The sequence below is a fragment of the Catellatospora sp. NPDC049609 genome (genome assembly GCF_040675365.1).
GTDB lineage: Bacteria > Actinomycetota > Actinomycetes > Mycobacteriales > Micromonosporaceae > Catellatospora.
In genome coordinates this window covers 1-15,454 of sequence record NZ_JBFAOU010000184.1, presented here as the reverse complement: position 1 = coordinate 15,454, position 15,454 = coordinate 1, and the positions used below count along the sequence as shown (strand labels likewise).

Annotated in this window: 9 protein-coding genes and 2 pseudogenes; all 11 read right to left on the bottom strand. The window is 73.2% G+C overall.

Features of this window, described 5'->3' with window-relative positions:
• A pseudogene (locus AB0J67_RS33195) lies at positions 1 to 506 on the bottom strand (YggS family pyridoxal phosphate-dependent enzyme); the annotation flags it as partial.
• Positions 507 to 691: 185 nt separating this feature from the next.
• Positions 692 to 1,801: a cell division protein FtsZ gene (ftsZ, locus tag AB0J67_RS33190; RefSeq protein WP_144121468.1), complete on the bottom strand. Its 1,110-nt coding sequence runs from the start codon at positions 1,799 to 1,801 to the stop codon at positions 692 to 694.
• Positions 1,802 to 2,107: 306 nt separating this feature from the next.
• Positions 2,108 to 2,923, bottom strand: a complete 816-nt coding sequence (locus tag AB0J67_RS33185) for an FtsQ-type POTRA domain-containing protein (RefSeq protein WP_363488329.1) — start codon at positions 2,921 to 2,923, stop codon at positions 2,108 to 2,110.
• Positions 2,923 to 4,392, bottom strand: coding sequence for a UDP-N-acetylmuramate--L-alanine ligase (gene murC, locus AB0J67_RS33180; RefSeq protein ID WP_363488333.1), 1,470 nt, complete (start codon positions 4,390 to 4,392; stop codon positions 2,923 to 2,925). The genes AB0J67_RS33185 and murC overlap by 1 nt, the downstream gene beginning before the upstream one ends.
• Positions 4,393 to 4,418: 26 nt before the next feature.
• On the bottom strand, positions 4,419 to 5,549 hold the full coding sequence (murG, locus tag AB0J67_RS33175; protein WP_363488327.1) for an undecaprenyldiphospho-muramoylpentapeptide beta-N-acetylglucosaminyltransferase: 1,131 nt from the start codon (positions 5,547 to 5,549) through the stop codon (positions 4,419 to 4,421).
• Complete coding sequence (locus tag AB0J67_RS33170; protein WP_363488331.1) at positions 5,549 to 7,006, bottom strand: putative peptidoglycan glycosyltransferase FtsW; 1,458 nt, start codon at positions 7,004 to 7,006, stop codon at positions 5,549 to 5,551. The genes murG and AB0J67_RS33170 overlap by 1 nt, the downstream gene beginning before the upstream one ends.
• Positions 7,007 to 7,323: 317 nt before the next feature.
• Entirely contained in the window at positions 7,324 to 8,724 is a 1,401-nt protein-coding gene (murD, locus tag AB0J67_RS33165; protein ID WP_363488325.1) for a UDP-N-acetylmuramoyl-L-alanine--D-glutamate ligase, read from the bottom strand.
• A gap of 5 nt (positions 8,725 to 8,729) precedes the next feature.
• Positions 8,730 to 9,839: a phospho-N-acetylmuramoyl-pentapeptide-transferase gene (gene mraY, locus AB0J67_RS33160; protein ID WP_363488323.1), complete on the bottom strand. Its 1,110-nt coding sequence runs from the start codon at positions 9,837 to 9,839 to the stop codon at positions 8,730 to 8,732.
• Positions 9,836 to 11,260: a UDP-N-acetylmuramoyl-tripeptide--D-alanyl-D-alanine ligase gene (murF, locus tag AB0J67_RS33155; RefSeq protein WP_363488321.1), complete on the bottom strand. Its 1,425-nt coding sequence runs from the start codon at positions 11,258 to 11,260 to the stop codon at positions 9,836 to 9,838. Before murF ends, mraY begins: the two co-directional genes overlap by 4 nt.
• Before the next feature lie 119 nt (positions 11,261 to 11,379).
• Positions 11,380 to 12,909: pseudogene (locus tag AB0J67_RS33150) on the bottom strand (UDP-N-acetylmuramoyl-L-alanyl-D-glutamate--2,6-diaminopimelate ligase); the annotation flags it as partial.
• 76 nt (positions 12,910 to 12,985) lie between these two features.
• Positions 12,986 to 15,259, bottom strand: coding sequence for a penicillin-binding transpeptidase domain-containing protein (locus tag AB0J67_RS33145; protein WP_363488319.1), 2,274 nt, complete (start codon positions 15,257 to 15,259; stop codon positions 12,986 to 12,988).
• Positions 15,260 to 15,454: the final 195 nt, after the last annotated feature.

The window sequence follows — 15,454 nt, the reverse complement described above, 5'->3', positions numbered from 1 at the left end:
GCCGCGCGCGCCGCCGCGACGCGCAGCAGCGCACGGTCCGGGTCGTCGCCCGCGGCGAGCGCGCCGCCCCGCTGCGGGTCACCGTCCACACTGATCTGCACGAGCGCGTCGAGCGGGCCGGGCCGGCCCTCGTCGCGCGCGCGCCCCGCCGCGGCGTCCAGGGCGGACGCCAGGCGCACGGAGTCGACCGAGTGCACCATCGCCGCGTACGACGCCACGGAACGGGCCTTGTTGCGCTGTAGCTGGCCGATGAAGTGCCAGCGCAGGTCCACCCCCGCGGCGGCGGTCTCGGCGGCCTTGGGGGCCGCCTCCTGGTCCCGGTTCTCCCCCACGTCGACCACCCCGAGCGCGGCCAGGTGCAGCACGTCGGCGGCCGGGTAGGTCTTGGTCACGGCGACCAGCGTGATCTCCCGCGGGTCCCGGCCCGCTTTGGCCGCGGCCGTCGCGATGCGCTCGCGCACCGCCGCCAGGTTCCCCGCGATCTGCTCGCGCCGCTCGTTCAAGATCCACTCCACACGTGATCGAAGCTCCGCCCATGCTGTTCATACCGCATGGCCGGAGCTTCGCTCACGGGAGCCGCGCTCAGGAGCCCTTCTTCAAGCCGATCAAGAGCCGTTCTTCAGGCTGAGCCGGCCGCTTCCTGAAGAATCAGGAGCCGTTCTTCAGGCTGAGCCAGCCGCTTCCTGAAGAATCAGGAGCCATTCTTCAGGAAGTCCGGCACGTCGACGTCGTCGAAGAGCACCTTGCGCTGGGACTGCGCGGGCGGGGTGCTGGTCGGCGTCGGGTGGCGCAGGGTGGGGGCCTCCACCGGAGGCGTCACCTTGCGCGGGATCTCCACCGGCTTGTACGACGGCGACCCGCCGTCGAAGCCGGCCGCGATCACGGTCACCCGCACCTCGTCGCCCAGCGCGTCGTCGATCACCGCACCGAAGATGATGTTCGCGTCCGGGTGGGCCGCGTCGGTGACCAGCTGCGCCGCGTCGTTGATCTCGAACAGGCCGAGGTCCGACCCGCCCGCGATGGACAGCAGCACGCCGCGCGCGCCGTCCATGCTCTGCTCCAGCAGCGGGCTGGAGATGGCGCGCTCGGCAGCCTCGACCGCGCGGTTGTCGCCGCGGGCGCTGCCGATGCCCATGAGCGCGCTGCCCGCGCCGCTCATGACGCTCTTGACGTCGGCGAAGTCCAGGTTGATCAGGCCCGGCGTGGTGATGAGGTCGGTGATGCCCTGGACACCGGACAGCAGCACCTGGTCGGCCTGGCGGAAGGCGTCCATCATGGTGATGCCGCGGTCGCCGAGGGCCAGCAGCCGGTCGTTGGGGATCACGATGAGCGTGTCGCACTGGTTGCGCAGCTCCTCGATCCCGGACTCGGCCTGCACCTGGCGGCGCTTGCCTTCGAACGAGAACGGCCGGGTGACCACGCCGATGGTGAGCGCGCCGAGCTTGCGGGCGATGTTGGCGACCACGGGCGCGCCGCCGGTGCCGGTGCCGCCGCCCTCGCCGCAGGTGACGAAGACCATGTCGGCGCCCTTGAGCACCTCCTCGATCTCGTCGCGGTGGTCCTCGGCGGCGTTCTTGCCGACGTCGGGGTTGGCGCCGGCGCCCAGGCCGCGGGTGAGCTCGCGGCCGACGTCGAGCTTGACGTCGGCGTCGCTCATCAGCAGCGCCTGCGCGTCGGTGTTGATGGCGATGAACTCCACGCCCTTGAGGCCGACCTCGATCATGCGGTTGACGGCATTCACGCCACCGCCGCCGATGCCGACGACCTTGATGACCGCGAGGTAATTGTGCGGAGGTGTCATCGGACCCTTCCTTCGAGGCTCTTGTGCCACAAGGGCGAGGGCAGCGCCCCCACCCGGCCTGTCTTGCCGCAACGGCCGGAGGCGGACCTCCGGTCACTGCCGCTCCGGCAGCGGTTCGGGCGGGAAACCCTAAACCTCTACTAGAGCCTTACGGTTATGTCAATCATTGTCTTGTACGGAAACGTAAGCGTCGGCACGCCGTGATCCAAGGACCACGACGGCGTGTCTCGTTCTCCACTATGGAGACCTGGCGCACGCCGCGCACTTCGCCCCGGCTCCCGGCGTCCCCCACGGGGCCCGGCCGGGTCAGCCGAGGGTCACCACCTCCGGCACGCCGCTGACGTCGATGCGCTTGTCCGGCTTGGCCAGCAACGCCGTCGCCACCTTCGCCTTCATCTCGCTCTCCTCAGCGTCTCCCCAGGTCACGACGCGGTCGTCATGCAGCTCCAGGCGGATCCGGGCGGGACCCTCGACCACCAGCGTGACCAGCTCGGAGCGCAGCCGCTCACTCAGCGACCGCAGCACCACGAGCGCGGACTGGGTCGACACGTCCTGCGGACCCGGCGTGGCCAGTTGCACCCGCACCACGCCGGCCGGGACGCTGGTGGTCGTACGGTAGATCACACCATGATCATCGAAAAGATCGTACTTCTTTCCGTTGGGCACCGCGCCGACCGGCGTCCGCTCCACGATCTCGATGACCAGAGTGGACGGCCAGCGCCGGGACACGGTCACCTCGCGGGCCGGCGGCAGCTGCGCCACCCGGTCCCGGACCGCGTCGGTGTCCACCCTGGCCAGCGGCGTGCCGTCGGGCACGGCGGCGGCCGCGACCACCTGCTCGGGCTCCAGGATCAGGGCGCCCTCGACCCAGACCTCGCGTACGCCGAGCACCGGCGACACGAAGATGAGCCACCCGAGCACGCCGACCGCCGCCAGCCCGGCCAGCGTCATGCCCAGCCGGGCCACGATCAGCCGGCGCCGCCGCACCCGGCCCGCCCGGGACAGCGGCAGCCGGGTGCGGCGCATGAACTGCCGAACCCACGGCGGGATCGCGTCGGTGCCGGCCCGCACCAGCCGCCAGCTGCGGCGCGAGCCCTCGGCAGGGTCCCGGCCGTCCGGCATCAGCCCAGCTCTCGCGCGTCCGGCGAGGCGTGGCGGGCGACGTACCCGTTCGGGGAGGGGGCGTCGGTGCGCTCCGACAGCGCCGCCATCAGCTCGTCGCCCATCAGCGAGATCGGCGGGGCGCCCATGGTCACCACGACGTCGCCCTCCCTGACCCGCCGCACCACCTCGCCCGGCACGTCCTCCCAGGACGCCACGAAGACCTTCTGCGTCTCCGGCAGCGGGATGGCCGCGGTCAGCGCCACGCCGCCCTCACCGGGCTCGCGCACCTCGCCGGGGCCGAAGACCTCCATGATCACGGCCTCGTCCGCCAGGCCCAGCGCCGTGGCGATCTCCTCCTGGAGGTCGCGCGTGCGGTACATGCGGTACGGCTGGAACACCACCACGAGCCGGCCGTCCCCGGCCACCTCGCGCAGCGTGTGCAGCGCGGCGGTCATCGAGGTCGGGTGGTAGGCGTACTCGTCGTAGACGCGTACGCCGTTGACGATGCCCTTGAGCTCGAAGCGGCGCCGCACGCCCGGGTGCACCGCCAGCGCCGCGGCCACCACCTCCGGGTCCAGGCCCAGCTTCAGCGCGGTGAGCACCGCCGCCGCGCTGTTGAGGCCCAGGTGCCGGCCCGGCACCGGCATGGAGAACTCGCCCAGCTCCTTGCCGTTCAGCGCGGCCAGGTAGCGCACGCCCGCCGCGGTGGTGGTGATCTCGGTCAGCCGCAGGTCCGCCTCGGGCGACTCGCCGTAGGTGAACACGGTGCGGCCCAGCTCGCGCAGCCGCGCGGTGACCCGCTGCGCACCCGGGTCGTCGGCGCAGGTCACCACGAACCCGTCCGGCTCGATCAGCGTGCCGAACTCGACGAACGCGTCCTCGAGGTTGGCCAGCGTGCCGTACGTGTTGAGGTGGTCCTCCTCCACGTTCGTGATGATCGACACGTGCGGGCGGTAGAGCAGGAACGAGCGGTCGCTCTCGTCCGCCTCGGCCACGAAGTACTCACCGCTGCCGTGGTGGGCGTTCGACCCCACCTCGGAGATCTCACCGCCGATCACGAACGACGGGGCCAGCCCGGCGTGCTGCAGGATGAGCGTGATCATCGAGGTGGTGGTGGTCTTGCCGTGGGTGCCCGCGACCGCGATGGTGCGCCGCCCGGTCATCGCCGCGGCCAGCGCCTCCGACCGGTGCAGCACGCGCAGCCCGCGCCGGCGCGCCTCGGCCAGCTCCAGGTGGTCGGCCGGGATCGCGGTCGAGTAGATGACCGTGTCCACCCCGTCCAGGTTCGACGCGTCGTGGCTCATGTAGATGGTGCCGCCGAGCGCCCGCAACGCCGCGAGCTGGGGCCACTCGCGCAGCTCCGAACCCGACAGCGGCACGCCCCGGGTGAGCATCAGCCGGGCCAGGCCGCTCATGCCGACGCCGCCGACCCCGATCATGTGCACCCGGCCCAGGTCCTCCGCGGTGAGCACACCCGCCGGGATCATCTCCGCCGTCTCCACTGCACGCCTCCCTAGTTTCGCTTCGCCGACGCCAGCGCGTTCAGCAGGAACGAGCGCAACTGCTCGTCGCCGTCCCGCCGGCCGTACGCCGCCGCCGCGTAGCCCATCGTGGCCAGCCGCGACGCGTCCGTCACCAGCGGCAGCACGTTCTGCTCGATCCACTGCGGGGTCAGCTCGGCGTCATCCACGATAAGTCCACCACCAGCCTCAACGACCGGGAGGGCGTTGCGCCGCTGCTCGCCGTTGCCGTACGGCAGCGGGACGTAGATCGCGGGCACGCCCAGCGCGGCGGTCTCCGCGCAGGTCAGCGCCCCGCCGCGGCACAGCGCCAGGTCGGCGGCGGCGTAGCCCAGCTCCATCTCGTTGATGAACTTGACCCGCACGTACGGCGCCGCCAGGTCGCTCGGCACCTCGAAGTCCTCGTTGCGGGCGCCGATCACGTGCAGCACCTGCACCCCGGCCGAGGTCAGCGCCTTCGCCGAGGCCGCCACCGCCAGGTTGATCGAGCGGGCGCCCTGCGACGCGCCGAAGACGAACAGTGTCGGCCGGTGCGGATCCAGCCCGAAGTGCGCCCGCGCTCGCTCGCGCATGGCGGCCCGGTCCAGCGTGCTGATGCTCTGGCGCAGCGGCACGCCGACCACGGTCGCGTCGCGCAGCGCCTCGTCCTGGCGCGGCTGGTGCGGGAAGCCCACCGCGAGGTGCTCGGTGAACTTCATGCCCAGCTTGTTGGCGATGCCCGCGGGCACGTTCACCTCGTGGATCACGATCGGGGTGTGCCGGCGCCACGCGGCCAGGTACGCCGGGACCGAGACGTACCCGCCGAAGCCCACCACCGCGTCGGCCTGCACCTCGTCCATGACCGCGCGCGCCGCCTTGGTGGACCGGTACATCCGGTCCGGCGTGCGCAGCAGGTTCATGTTCACCGACCGGGGCAGCTGGTACGCCGGGATGTGCCGCAGGTCGTAGCCCGCCGCCGGGATCAGCTCGGTCTCCAGGCCGCGCGGCGTGCCCAGGCAGGTGATCCGGATGTCCGGATCGTGGCGGCGCAGGCAGTCCGCGAACGCCAGCAGCGGGTAGATGTGCCCGCCGGTCCCGCCGCCGGCCAGCACCACCGACCGCAGTCGACCGTCACCTTGCACCATCACCGTCTCCTCTCGCCCGAACCGCCGCCCGCGCCGCCGGGCCGTCCCGCCGGTCCGCCCGTACGGCGGCCCGGAGCCTGTCCACCGGCGTCGGCCGCCGGCTCGTTCACCTGCCCTGCCTTCGCCTTCGCCGCCGCCGTCGGCTGGTCCGCGGTCGCGGCCGCGTCGGCGGGTCGCGCCGGCGCCGGCAACGGTGGCAACGGCGCCCACACTAGCTGGGCCCACTTCGGGCCCGGACGGGCATGCAGGGCTCGGGCCGCATCCGGCTCGGCCCGGGCGAACGACGCCAGCATGCCGACCGCCGCCAGGGTGACGATCAGCGCCGTGCCGCCGTCGGAGATGAACGGCAGCGGCAGGCCGGTGATCGGCAGCAGCTTCACCACGCCACCGATGTTGATCACGGCCTGCGCGACCAGCCACAGCGTCACCGCACAGGCCGCCATCCGCCGGAACGGGTCGCTCACCCGGCGCGCGATGCGCAGGCCGGTGTAGGTCAGCACGGCGAACAGCGACAGCACCACCAGGCAGCCGACCACCCCCAGCTCCTCGGCGATCACCGCGAAGATGAAGTCGTTGTGCGCGCTGGGCAGCCAGTTCCACTTCAGGCTGCTGTTGCCCAGCCCGACCCCGAACCAGCCGCCGTCGGAGATCGCCAGCAGGCCCTGCTTGGCCTGCCAGCACGAGTCGTCCCGGCCCGGACAGCTGATGATCTCGGCGTCGTTCTGGAAGAACGCGCCGAACCGGTCCGACCGGTAACCGGAGCGCCCCGGCGCCACGATCAGCAGCGCGATGCCCGCCAGGCCCGCGCCCAGCAGCATGCCGAAGAACCGCAGCGGCACGCCCGCGGCCCACAGCAGGCCGAGGAACAGGATCAGCAGGCACAGCATGGTGCCCAGGTCGGTGTACCCCACCAGCACGAACAGCAGGCCCACCAGCGGGAACAGCGGCGTCAGCAGCTCGCGTGGGTGCACGATGGCGCCGCCCTTGCGGGTGAGCACGTCCGCGCCCCACAGCACCAGCGCGAACTTCGCCAGCTCCGACGGCTGCAGCTGCACCGGCCCGATGAACAGCCACAGCGTGTCCGACCGGATGAAGCCGATCTCCGGCGCGGGCAGCGCCTTGGAGGCGTGCAGCAGCGCGATGCCGTCCATCAGCACCAGCAGCACGATCGACACGGTCAGCGCGACCGGCGCCATGGCCCGGAAGGTGCGCCGCGGCAGCCGCTGGCACACCCAGAACGCGGCCAGGCCGATCACCGCGGCCACCACCTGCTGCGCGATCACCGAGAACGCGTTGCCGCTGGCGTTGTACGCCGCCACGCTGGTCGCCGAGTACACCATCGCCAGGCCGATCACCAGCAGCAGGCCGGCGCTGGCCAGCAGCAGGTAGTACGAGGCCAGCGGCCGCGACAGCAGCCCGCGCAGCGCGGCGAGCCAGGTGAACAGATCGACCCGCATCGCGCGGGGATCCGGCGTGCCCGCCTCCGCGGGCGGGGCCGCCGTGCGGGTGTCACCGGTCATCGTGCGTACTCCGATCTCGGCGGCTGCGAACGGGGTGCTCTTCGGTTGTCCCGCCCGCGCTCCGGCCCCGCCCACCGGCCCGGTCGCCGAGCCGCCCACTCGCCTGGCGATCGACGTTGGCCTATCTGGATGACTTCGATCACCAATTGTTCATCCAGATAGGCCAACGTCTATGCCAAACGCGGGCCGCGGAGCGGCGTGCCGATAGCGATGGAGCAGCGGGTCCGGGGCGCGAGGGCCGGGGCGGTGGTGTGTCAGCTGGTGGCGGTGGGCAGGGCGCGGACCGCTTCGGCGAAGGCGTCGCCGCGGCGGGCGTAGCTGGGGAACATGTCGAGCGAGGCGGCGGCGGGCGCGAGCAGCACGGTGTCCCCCGGCCCGGCGAGCCGGGCGGCCGCGGCCACGACCTCCCCCATCGCCCCATCATCGGTGCGGGCGACGTCCACCACGGGCAGGTGCGGCGCGTGTCGGGCCAGGGCGCGCGCCACGTCGGCACGGTCGACCCCGAGCAGCACGGCGGCGGTGAGCCGGGGCGCGATCCGGGCCACCAGCTCGTCGACGTCGACGCCCTTGAGCTGGCCGCCGGCCACCCACACGATCCGCTCGTACGACGTCAGCGACGCCGCCGCCGCGTGCGGGTTGGTCGCCTTGCTGTCGTCGACCCAGCGCACGCCGCCGACGGTGGCGACGGTCGCGTTGCGGTGCGGCTCGGGCGTGTAGCCCGCCAGCCCCTGCCGGATCGCGTCGTGGGAGACGCCCGCCGACAGCGCCAGCGCCGCCGCCGCGAGGGCGTTGGCGACGTTGTGCGCGCCGACCGGGCGGATGTCGGCCAGCGTGGCCAGCTCGTGCGCGTCGCCGCCGCCGGTGCGGTCCACCAGCACGTCCTCGACCACGCCGACGCAGCCGGGCGGCGGCACGTCGAGGGTGAAGCCGACCAGGCGGCCGGGCACCTGCGCCGCGTGCAGGCCCTCCAGCAGCGCCCTGACCCGCGGATCGTCGAGGTTGCCGACCGCCGTGCCCCCGGCGTACGCCGAGCGCCACACGGCCGTCTTGGCGCCCGCGTAGTGGTCGAAGCCGCCGTGCCAGTCCAGGTGGTCGTCGGCGAGGTTGAGCAGCGCGCCGCCCTGCGGGGCCAGCGTCGAGGACCAGTGCAGCTGGAAGCTGGACAGCTCGACGGCGAGCACCTCGTACCCGGTCGGGCCGCCGGCCTGCGCGTCGACCAGCGGCATGCCGATGTTGCCGAGCGCCGCGGTGCGCAGCCCGGCCGCGGCCAGCATCGACGCCAGCATGGTGACCGTGGTGGTCTTGCCGTTGGTGCCGGTGACCGCGAGCCAGCGCGGCGCGTCCGGCCCGCGCAGGCGCCAGGCCAGCTCCGGCTCGCTGTACACCTCGATGCCGGCGGCCGCGGCGGCCCGCGCCAGCGGGTGGTGCGGCGGGAAGCCGGGCGAGACGACCAGGTGCTCGACCCCGGACAGCAGCTGCCCCGGGTCGGGCTCGCCGATGACGACCGCGATGCCCGCGTCGGCGAGCCGCTCGGTCTCGGCGGAGGCCGCCCGGTCCACCACGGTCACCTTGGCGCCGAGGCCCGCCAGGGCGGTGGCGCAGGCGGCTCCGGCCACCCGCGCCCCGGCCACCAGCACCGAACGGCCCTCGTACATCGGAGTCACCCCATCACACGCAGGAAGTCGCTGTAGAAGATGCCCAGGCCGATCGCCACCCCGATGCCTCCGATGATCCAGAAGCGGACGACGATGTTGACCTCGCTCCAGCCTGCCAACTCGAAGTGGTGTTGCAGCGGCGACATGCGGAAGACGCGTTTTCCGGTGGTCCGGAACGAGATCACCTGGATCACCACCGACATCGTGATGATCACGAACAGGCCGCCGATGATCAACAGCAGGATCAGCGTCCGGGTGGACATGGCCAGGCCGGCGATGAGGCCGCCCAGCGCCATCGAGCCGGTGTCGCCCATGAAGATCCGCGCGGGCGAGGTGTTCCACCACAGGAAGCCGACGAGCGCGCCGGCCGCCGCCGCGGCGATCATCGCGATCTCCAACGGGTCGCGCACCGTGTAGCAGTAGTTGGCCGCCTTGCTCGCGTAGCCGTCGGTGTCGGCGCACCAGTGCTGGTACTGCCAGGCCGCGATGAAGCTGTACGCGCCCAGCACCATCACCGAGGTGCCGGTGGCCAGTCCGTCGAGGCCGTCGGTGAGGTTGACGCCGTTGGTGGCGCCGAGCACCACCACCACGAACAGGATGACCGCGCCGACCTTGCCGATGTCCATCCAGTCGATGTCGCGGATGAAGGACACCTTGGTAGAGCCGACCGTGTAGTTGTTCGAGCTCGGCTCGCTCAGCGCGATGACGCCGAACACCGCGCCGACCAGCAGCTGGCCCAGCAGCTTGCCGCGCTTGTTGAGGCCGCCGCTGTTGCGCCGGCGCACCTTCAGGAAGTCGTCGATGAAGCCGACCGCGCCGGAGAACACCATCAGGCCGAGCAGCACCAGCGCGGTGATGGTCGGGGTGACCTGCGCGATCTGCTCCTCCGGCAGGGTGGTCAGGCTCAGGTGGGCGATCACGTACGCGATGACGGTGCCGATGATGAACACCACCCCGCCCATCGTGGGGGTGCCCTTCTTGCTCAGGTGGGCCTGCGGGCCGTCGGTGCGGATCGGCTGACCCGCCTTGAGCCGGGTGAAGGCCTTGATGGCGAGAGGGGTGCCGAAGAGGGATATCGCGAACGCCACCAGGATCGCGACGATGATGGATCTCATCGGTGGCCGTCTCCATTGCTCGCGCCCTCGGGGGCGCGCGTCTCGCGCAGTGCGTCCACCACATCCCAGGTCCGGTAACGCGAACCCTTCACCAGCACGACGTCCGCGGCCCGCAGCCGCTCCCGCAGCACGCCGATCGCCGCGGCCTGATCGCTGACCAGCACCGACTCACCTTCCCAATGCCGCACCGAGGCCGCGCCGTCGAGGATCGGCGCGGCGGACTCGCCCACCACGATCAGCAGGCCGACGCCGAGCGTAGCCGCCAGCGCTCCCACCTCGGCATGGCCGTCGCGCTCCGCGGGGCCCAGCTCGGCGTGATAACCGAGCACCGCCACGGTGCGCCGGCCCGCCAGGCCGTCGCCGCCGAGGGTGTGCAGCGCGCGCAGCGCCGCCGCCGTCGAGGCCGGGTTCGCGTTGTACGAGTCGTCGATGACCGTGACACCGTCGGCACGGTCGAAAACATCCATCCTTCGGGTCGAGACCGCGCGCAACCGGGCCAGCGCCGCGGGCAGTTCGGCCCACGCCAGGCCGCAGCGCAGTGCCACGGCCGCCGCCAGCAGCGTGTTGCCGACCTGGTGGGCGCCGGTCATGCCCAGCTCCACCCGCGCGGACTCAGCCCCTCGCACCACGGTGTACGAGGCACGCCCGCGCGCGTCCAGCACCACGTCCACGGCCCGCAGGTCCGCCCCCTCGGCCTGCCCCACGAGCACGGCCGGCGCGGCGGTCACCGCCGCCATCGCCGCGACCCGGGGGTCGTCGGCGTTGAGCACCGCCAGCCCGTCCGCGGGCAGCGCCTGCACCAGCTCCGACTTGGCCGTGGCGATGCCCTCGACCGAGCCGAACTCGCCGATGTGCGCGACCCCGACGTTGACCACCACGCCGATCGACGGCGGGGCGATCTCGCACAGGTCCTTGATGTGCCCGATGCCGCGGGCGCCCATCTCCAGCACCAGGAACCGGGTGTCGGCGTCGGCGCGCAGCACCGTGTACGGCAGCCCGAGCTCGTTGTTGAAGGTGCCGGGCGGGGCCACGGTGGGCCCGAGCGGGCTCAGCAGCTGGCCGATCAGGTCCTTGGTGGTGGTCTTGCCCGACGAGCCGGTGATCGCCACGACGGTCACGTCCAGACGGTCCAGTACGGCACGGGCGAGCCGGGCCATCGCGGCCAGCGGGTCGGCCACCACGATCATCGGCACGCCGTCCAGCGGCCGGGTGCCGAGCACCGCCGCCGCACCCGCGGCCAGCGCGGCGGGCGCAAAGTCGTGCCCGTCGGCCTGCTCCCCCGCGAACGCCACGAACAGCCCGCCGGGGCCGACCTTGCGCGAGTCGAACTCGACCGTGCCGGTCACCCGCGCGTGCGGGTCGCCGCCGTGCAGCTCCCCGGACACCGCCTCGGCGATCTCGGCCAGGGTCAGTGGGATCATCGGCCCTCCTCCTGCGGTACAGCGGCATCCGGCCCGGACGCGTCACCGGCGGCCGTGCCGTCCGGCGACGGCGTCTGCCCGAAGGTCGGGTCGGGTCCGGAAGTGCCCTCGGCGGTCGTGCCGAAGCGCGCGGTCAGCGCGGCGGCCAGCTCGATCCGGTCGTCGAAGGGCAGGATCTCGCCGTTGATCTCCTGGCCGGTCTCGTGCCCCTTGCCGAGCAGGGCGATCACGTCGCCGGGCTTGGCGCGCTCGACGGCCTCGGCGATGGCGGTGCGCCGGCCCGCGATCTCCACGACCTCGGCGGCCGCACCGGTGGTGCCGGCCAGCACGCCCTGCCGGACCACCGCCGGGTCCTCGGTGCGCGGGTTGTCGTCGGTGACGATGAGCAGGTCGGAGCCGTGCGCGCCGGCCGCGCCCATCAGCGGGCGCTTGCCGGTGTCCCGGTCGCCGCCCGCGCCCAGCAGGGCGATCAGCCGCCCGCCGCGCGCGTCGGCCAGCGACCGCAGCGCGAGCAGCGCCGCCTCGATCGCGCCGACCTTGTGCGCGTAGTCGACCACGCCCACCACCGGGCCGGGCGCGTCGACCCGCTCCAGGCGGCCGGGCACTCCCCGGCAGGCCGCGACGCCGTCGGCGGCGGTGCGGGCGTCCACCCCGACCGCGGTCAGGCAGGCCAGCGCGAGCAGGGCGTTGGCCACGTTGTGCAGGCCGGGCAGGCGCACCCCGGCGGGCACCGGGCCGGCCGGGCCGAGCGCGGTGAACCGCTGCCCGAAGTCGTCCTCGGCGACGTCGGCGGCGCGCCAGGTCGCGGCCGGGTCGCCGGTGGCCGAGTAGGTCACCGTGGCGGGGCGCAGCAGCGGCTTGAGGGCGGTGTCGTCGAGGTTGAGCACCTCGACCGCGCAGCGGCCGTCGAACAGCCGTGCCTTGGCCCGGAAGTAGTCGTCGGAGTCGGTGTGGAAGTCCAGGTGGTCGGAGCCGAAGTTGGTGTAGCCGCCGACCGCGAAGCGCACCCCGCCGACCCGGCCCATGACCAGCGCATGGCTGGACACCTCCATCACCACCGCGGTGACGCCGCGCTCGACCGCCAGCGCGAACAGCGCGTGCAGGTCGGTCGCCTCGGGTGTGGTGCGCACGCTGGTGACGGTGAGGTCGCCCAGCCGGGTCTCCACGGTGCCGATCAGCCCGGTGACGTGGCCGGCGGCCCGCAGGCCGGACTCGACCAGGTACGCCGTGGAGGTCTTGCCGGCGGTGCCGGTGAGCCCGATGACGGTCAGCGTGGCGGTGGGCGAGCCGTAGACGGCGTCGGCGACCGGCCCGAGAGCCTCCCGGGCGTCCGCCACGACGAGCACCGGCACGCCCGCGTCCCGCGCGGGGGCGACGCCGGGGTGGGCCGCTCCGGCCGCGTCGGTGAGCACGGCCACCGCGCCGTTGGCGAGCGCCTGGGCGGTGAACTCCGCGCCGTGGCGGCGGGCGCCGGGCAGGGCCGCGTACAGGTCGCCGGGGCGGGCCTGGTCACCGGCGTGGGTCACCCCGGTGACCGCGATCCCGGCCGGAGCCTGCGCGCCGACGAGGTCGGCGAGCGCGGCGAGGTCGACCGGCGTCACGCGGGCGGGCCGCAGCGGCGCTGAGGTGGAGCTGTGATTCCCGGGCACGGCGCTAGACCTTACCCGCTGCGTCATGACGTGCCGCACACCTGTGCCCGCTGTGTCTGGCTTCCCACGACATGGATCAGTAATGCGTCACGAACTCGGGCGACTTGACCGTGCTCGGCAGCACCTTGAAATGACGCAGCGTGAACGCCATGATGTCGCGGAACGCCGGCCCCGCCACCTTGCCGCCGGCGCCGACGCCGGGCGTCTTGACGAAGACCGCGATGACGTAGCGCGGGTCCTCCGCCGGGGCCATGCCGATGAACGAGCCGACCTCGCCCTTGACGTACTTGCCGTTGACCACCTGCGAACCGGTGCCGGTCTTGCCCGCGATCCGGTAGCCGGGCAGTGCGGCGGAGTGGCCGGTGGCCTGGTCGGCGCTGGTGACCGCCTCCATGATCTCGCGCAGCGCGGCCGCGTTCGCGGCGCTCATGACCCGGTGCGACTTCGGCGGGGCGGGCTGGGTGACCTTGCCGTCCGGCGCGATCGTCTGCTTGATCAGGTGCGGCTGCACCCACACCCCGTCGTTGGCGATCGTCGCGTACGCCGCCGCCATCTGCAGCGGGGTCACCGCCATCTCGTGGCCGATCGGGATCGAGCCGTACGAGGTGCCGCTCCAGTTCTCCGGGGGCTGCAGCATGCCGGAGGACTCGCCGGGCACCCCGATGCCGGTGGGCTGGCCGAGCCCGAACAGCTTCTGGTACTCGTACAGCTTCTCCGCGCCCAGCTCGTCGGCGACCTTGATGGTGGCCACGTTCGACGAGAACGCCATCAGGCCGGGCAGCGTGATCTTCGTGCCCTCGGGGAGCTGGTGGCTGTCCCAGTAGGTCTGGGTGCCCTTGCGGATGCTGGGGCCGATCTTGACGGTCGAGTCCGGCTTGACCACGCCCTCCTCCAGCGCGGCCGACAGCACGATCGCCTTGTGCACCGAGCCGGGGTCGACCACCATCGAGGACGCGTTGTCGGCCAGCTCCTCGGGCTTGGCGTCGAACGGGTTGGCCGCGTTGAACGTCGGGTAGCTGGCCTGGGCGACCACCTCCAGGGTGCGGGCGTCCAGCACCACCGCCGCGCCCCAGATCGCCTTGACCTTCTTCATGTTCTCGAACAGGATGCGCTGCGTCTCGTACTGCACGTCGCGGTCGATGGTGAGCATCAGCGAGCTGCCCGGCTGCGCCGGCGTCTCCTTGCGGTAGCCGCCGGGGATCGGCTTGGCCAGCTGGCCGTTGCCCGTCTCGTACACCAGCTCGCCGTTGCGGCCGCGCAGCACGTCGTCGTAGCGGGCCTCGATGCCGGTCAGGCCGTTCATGTCGGTGCCGGTGAAGCCGAGCAGGTTGGCCGCGAGGTCCTGGCCGGGCAGGTCGCGGCGCTCGTCGCGCTCGACGATGATGCCGGGCAGCTTCAGCCCCCGGACCGTGTTCGCGGTCGTCACGTCCAGGCCGCGCAGCAGGTACCGGAAGCGGATCTTCGCGCCGCTGACCTCCTGGCGCCCCTTCTGCAGCAGCGGCTCGATCTCCGAGGGCGCCTTGCCGAGCAGCGGGGCGAGCACCGCCGCGGTGGTCCTGGGGTCGGCGACCATCTCCGGGTCCACCCCGACGAACCGGGCCTCCACGCTCTTGGCCAGCACCGCGCCGGAGCGGTCGTAGATGGCTCCGCGCTGCGCGGGCAGGCCGATCTCGTCGAGGCGCTCCTGCAGGCCCGCCGCGGCGAACGCGGGCGCGTCGGTGAGCTGGAACTGCACGAGCCGGACCCCGATCGCCGCGAACAGCAGCAGCGACACGGCGGTGGCCAGGCGCAGCCGGCGGCGCGGCTCGCCCAGCTTCGGCGGGTCCGGCGGCGGGCTCGGGCGCCCGCGGCGCTGCTCCGGGCGGGCCCGTCCGGCCACGGTGCGGTCGCCGCGGCGCGGGTCACGCCCGCCGGCCGGCGTACGCCCGACGGAACCGGACCGCCCACCCACGGTCCGCGCCCTGGCCGGGGCCGCCACCCGGGCACGGGTGGGCGGCACGCGGTCGAAGTCGTCGTCGAACTCGTCGTCGTCGCGCCGGGGACGCCGGCGGGTCGCGCCGGTCACCCGGCCCAGCCGCTGCGGCGGGCGGCCCTCCTCGGCCCGGCCGCCGCGCAGCATGCGCAGCTCGGCGCGGCGGCGCTGCAGCTCCGCCTCGGCCTGCGGATCCGGCTCCCGCTGGGCCGGACCGCCGTCGGCGGCACCGGATCCGGCGCGCCGCGCCGGACGGTCGGGCTCGGCCGGGGCGCCGTCGCGGGTGGTCCGCCCGCGGGGGGTGAAGGCGCGCGCGTCCCCGATGCCGCTGCGGCGGCCCCGCCGCTCGCCTGGCTCGTCCGTGTCGCGTTGCGCCATCGTCTCCCCCTGGTCCAGCCGGACGTGGTCCGTCCCGGTTCACCGCCGAACCCGTCCCGGGTCCGCCGGAACACGGCCTGTCCCGGCGCCGCCGCACGCGGCGCGCCGAGTCCGACGCGCAGGTCGTCGTCGTAGAAGCCGAACCGCCGCGCCGTGTCGTTGAGCCGCTGCGAGCCCAGCTCCACGCCCAGGCGC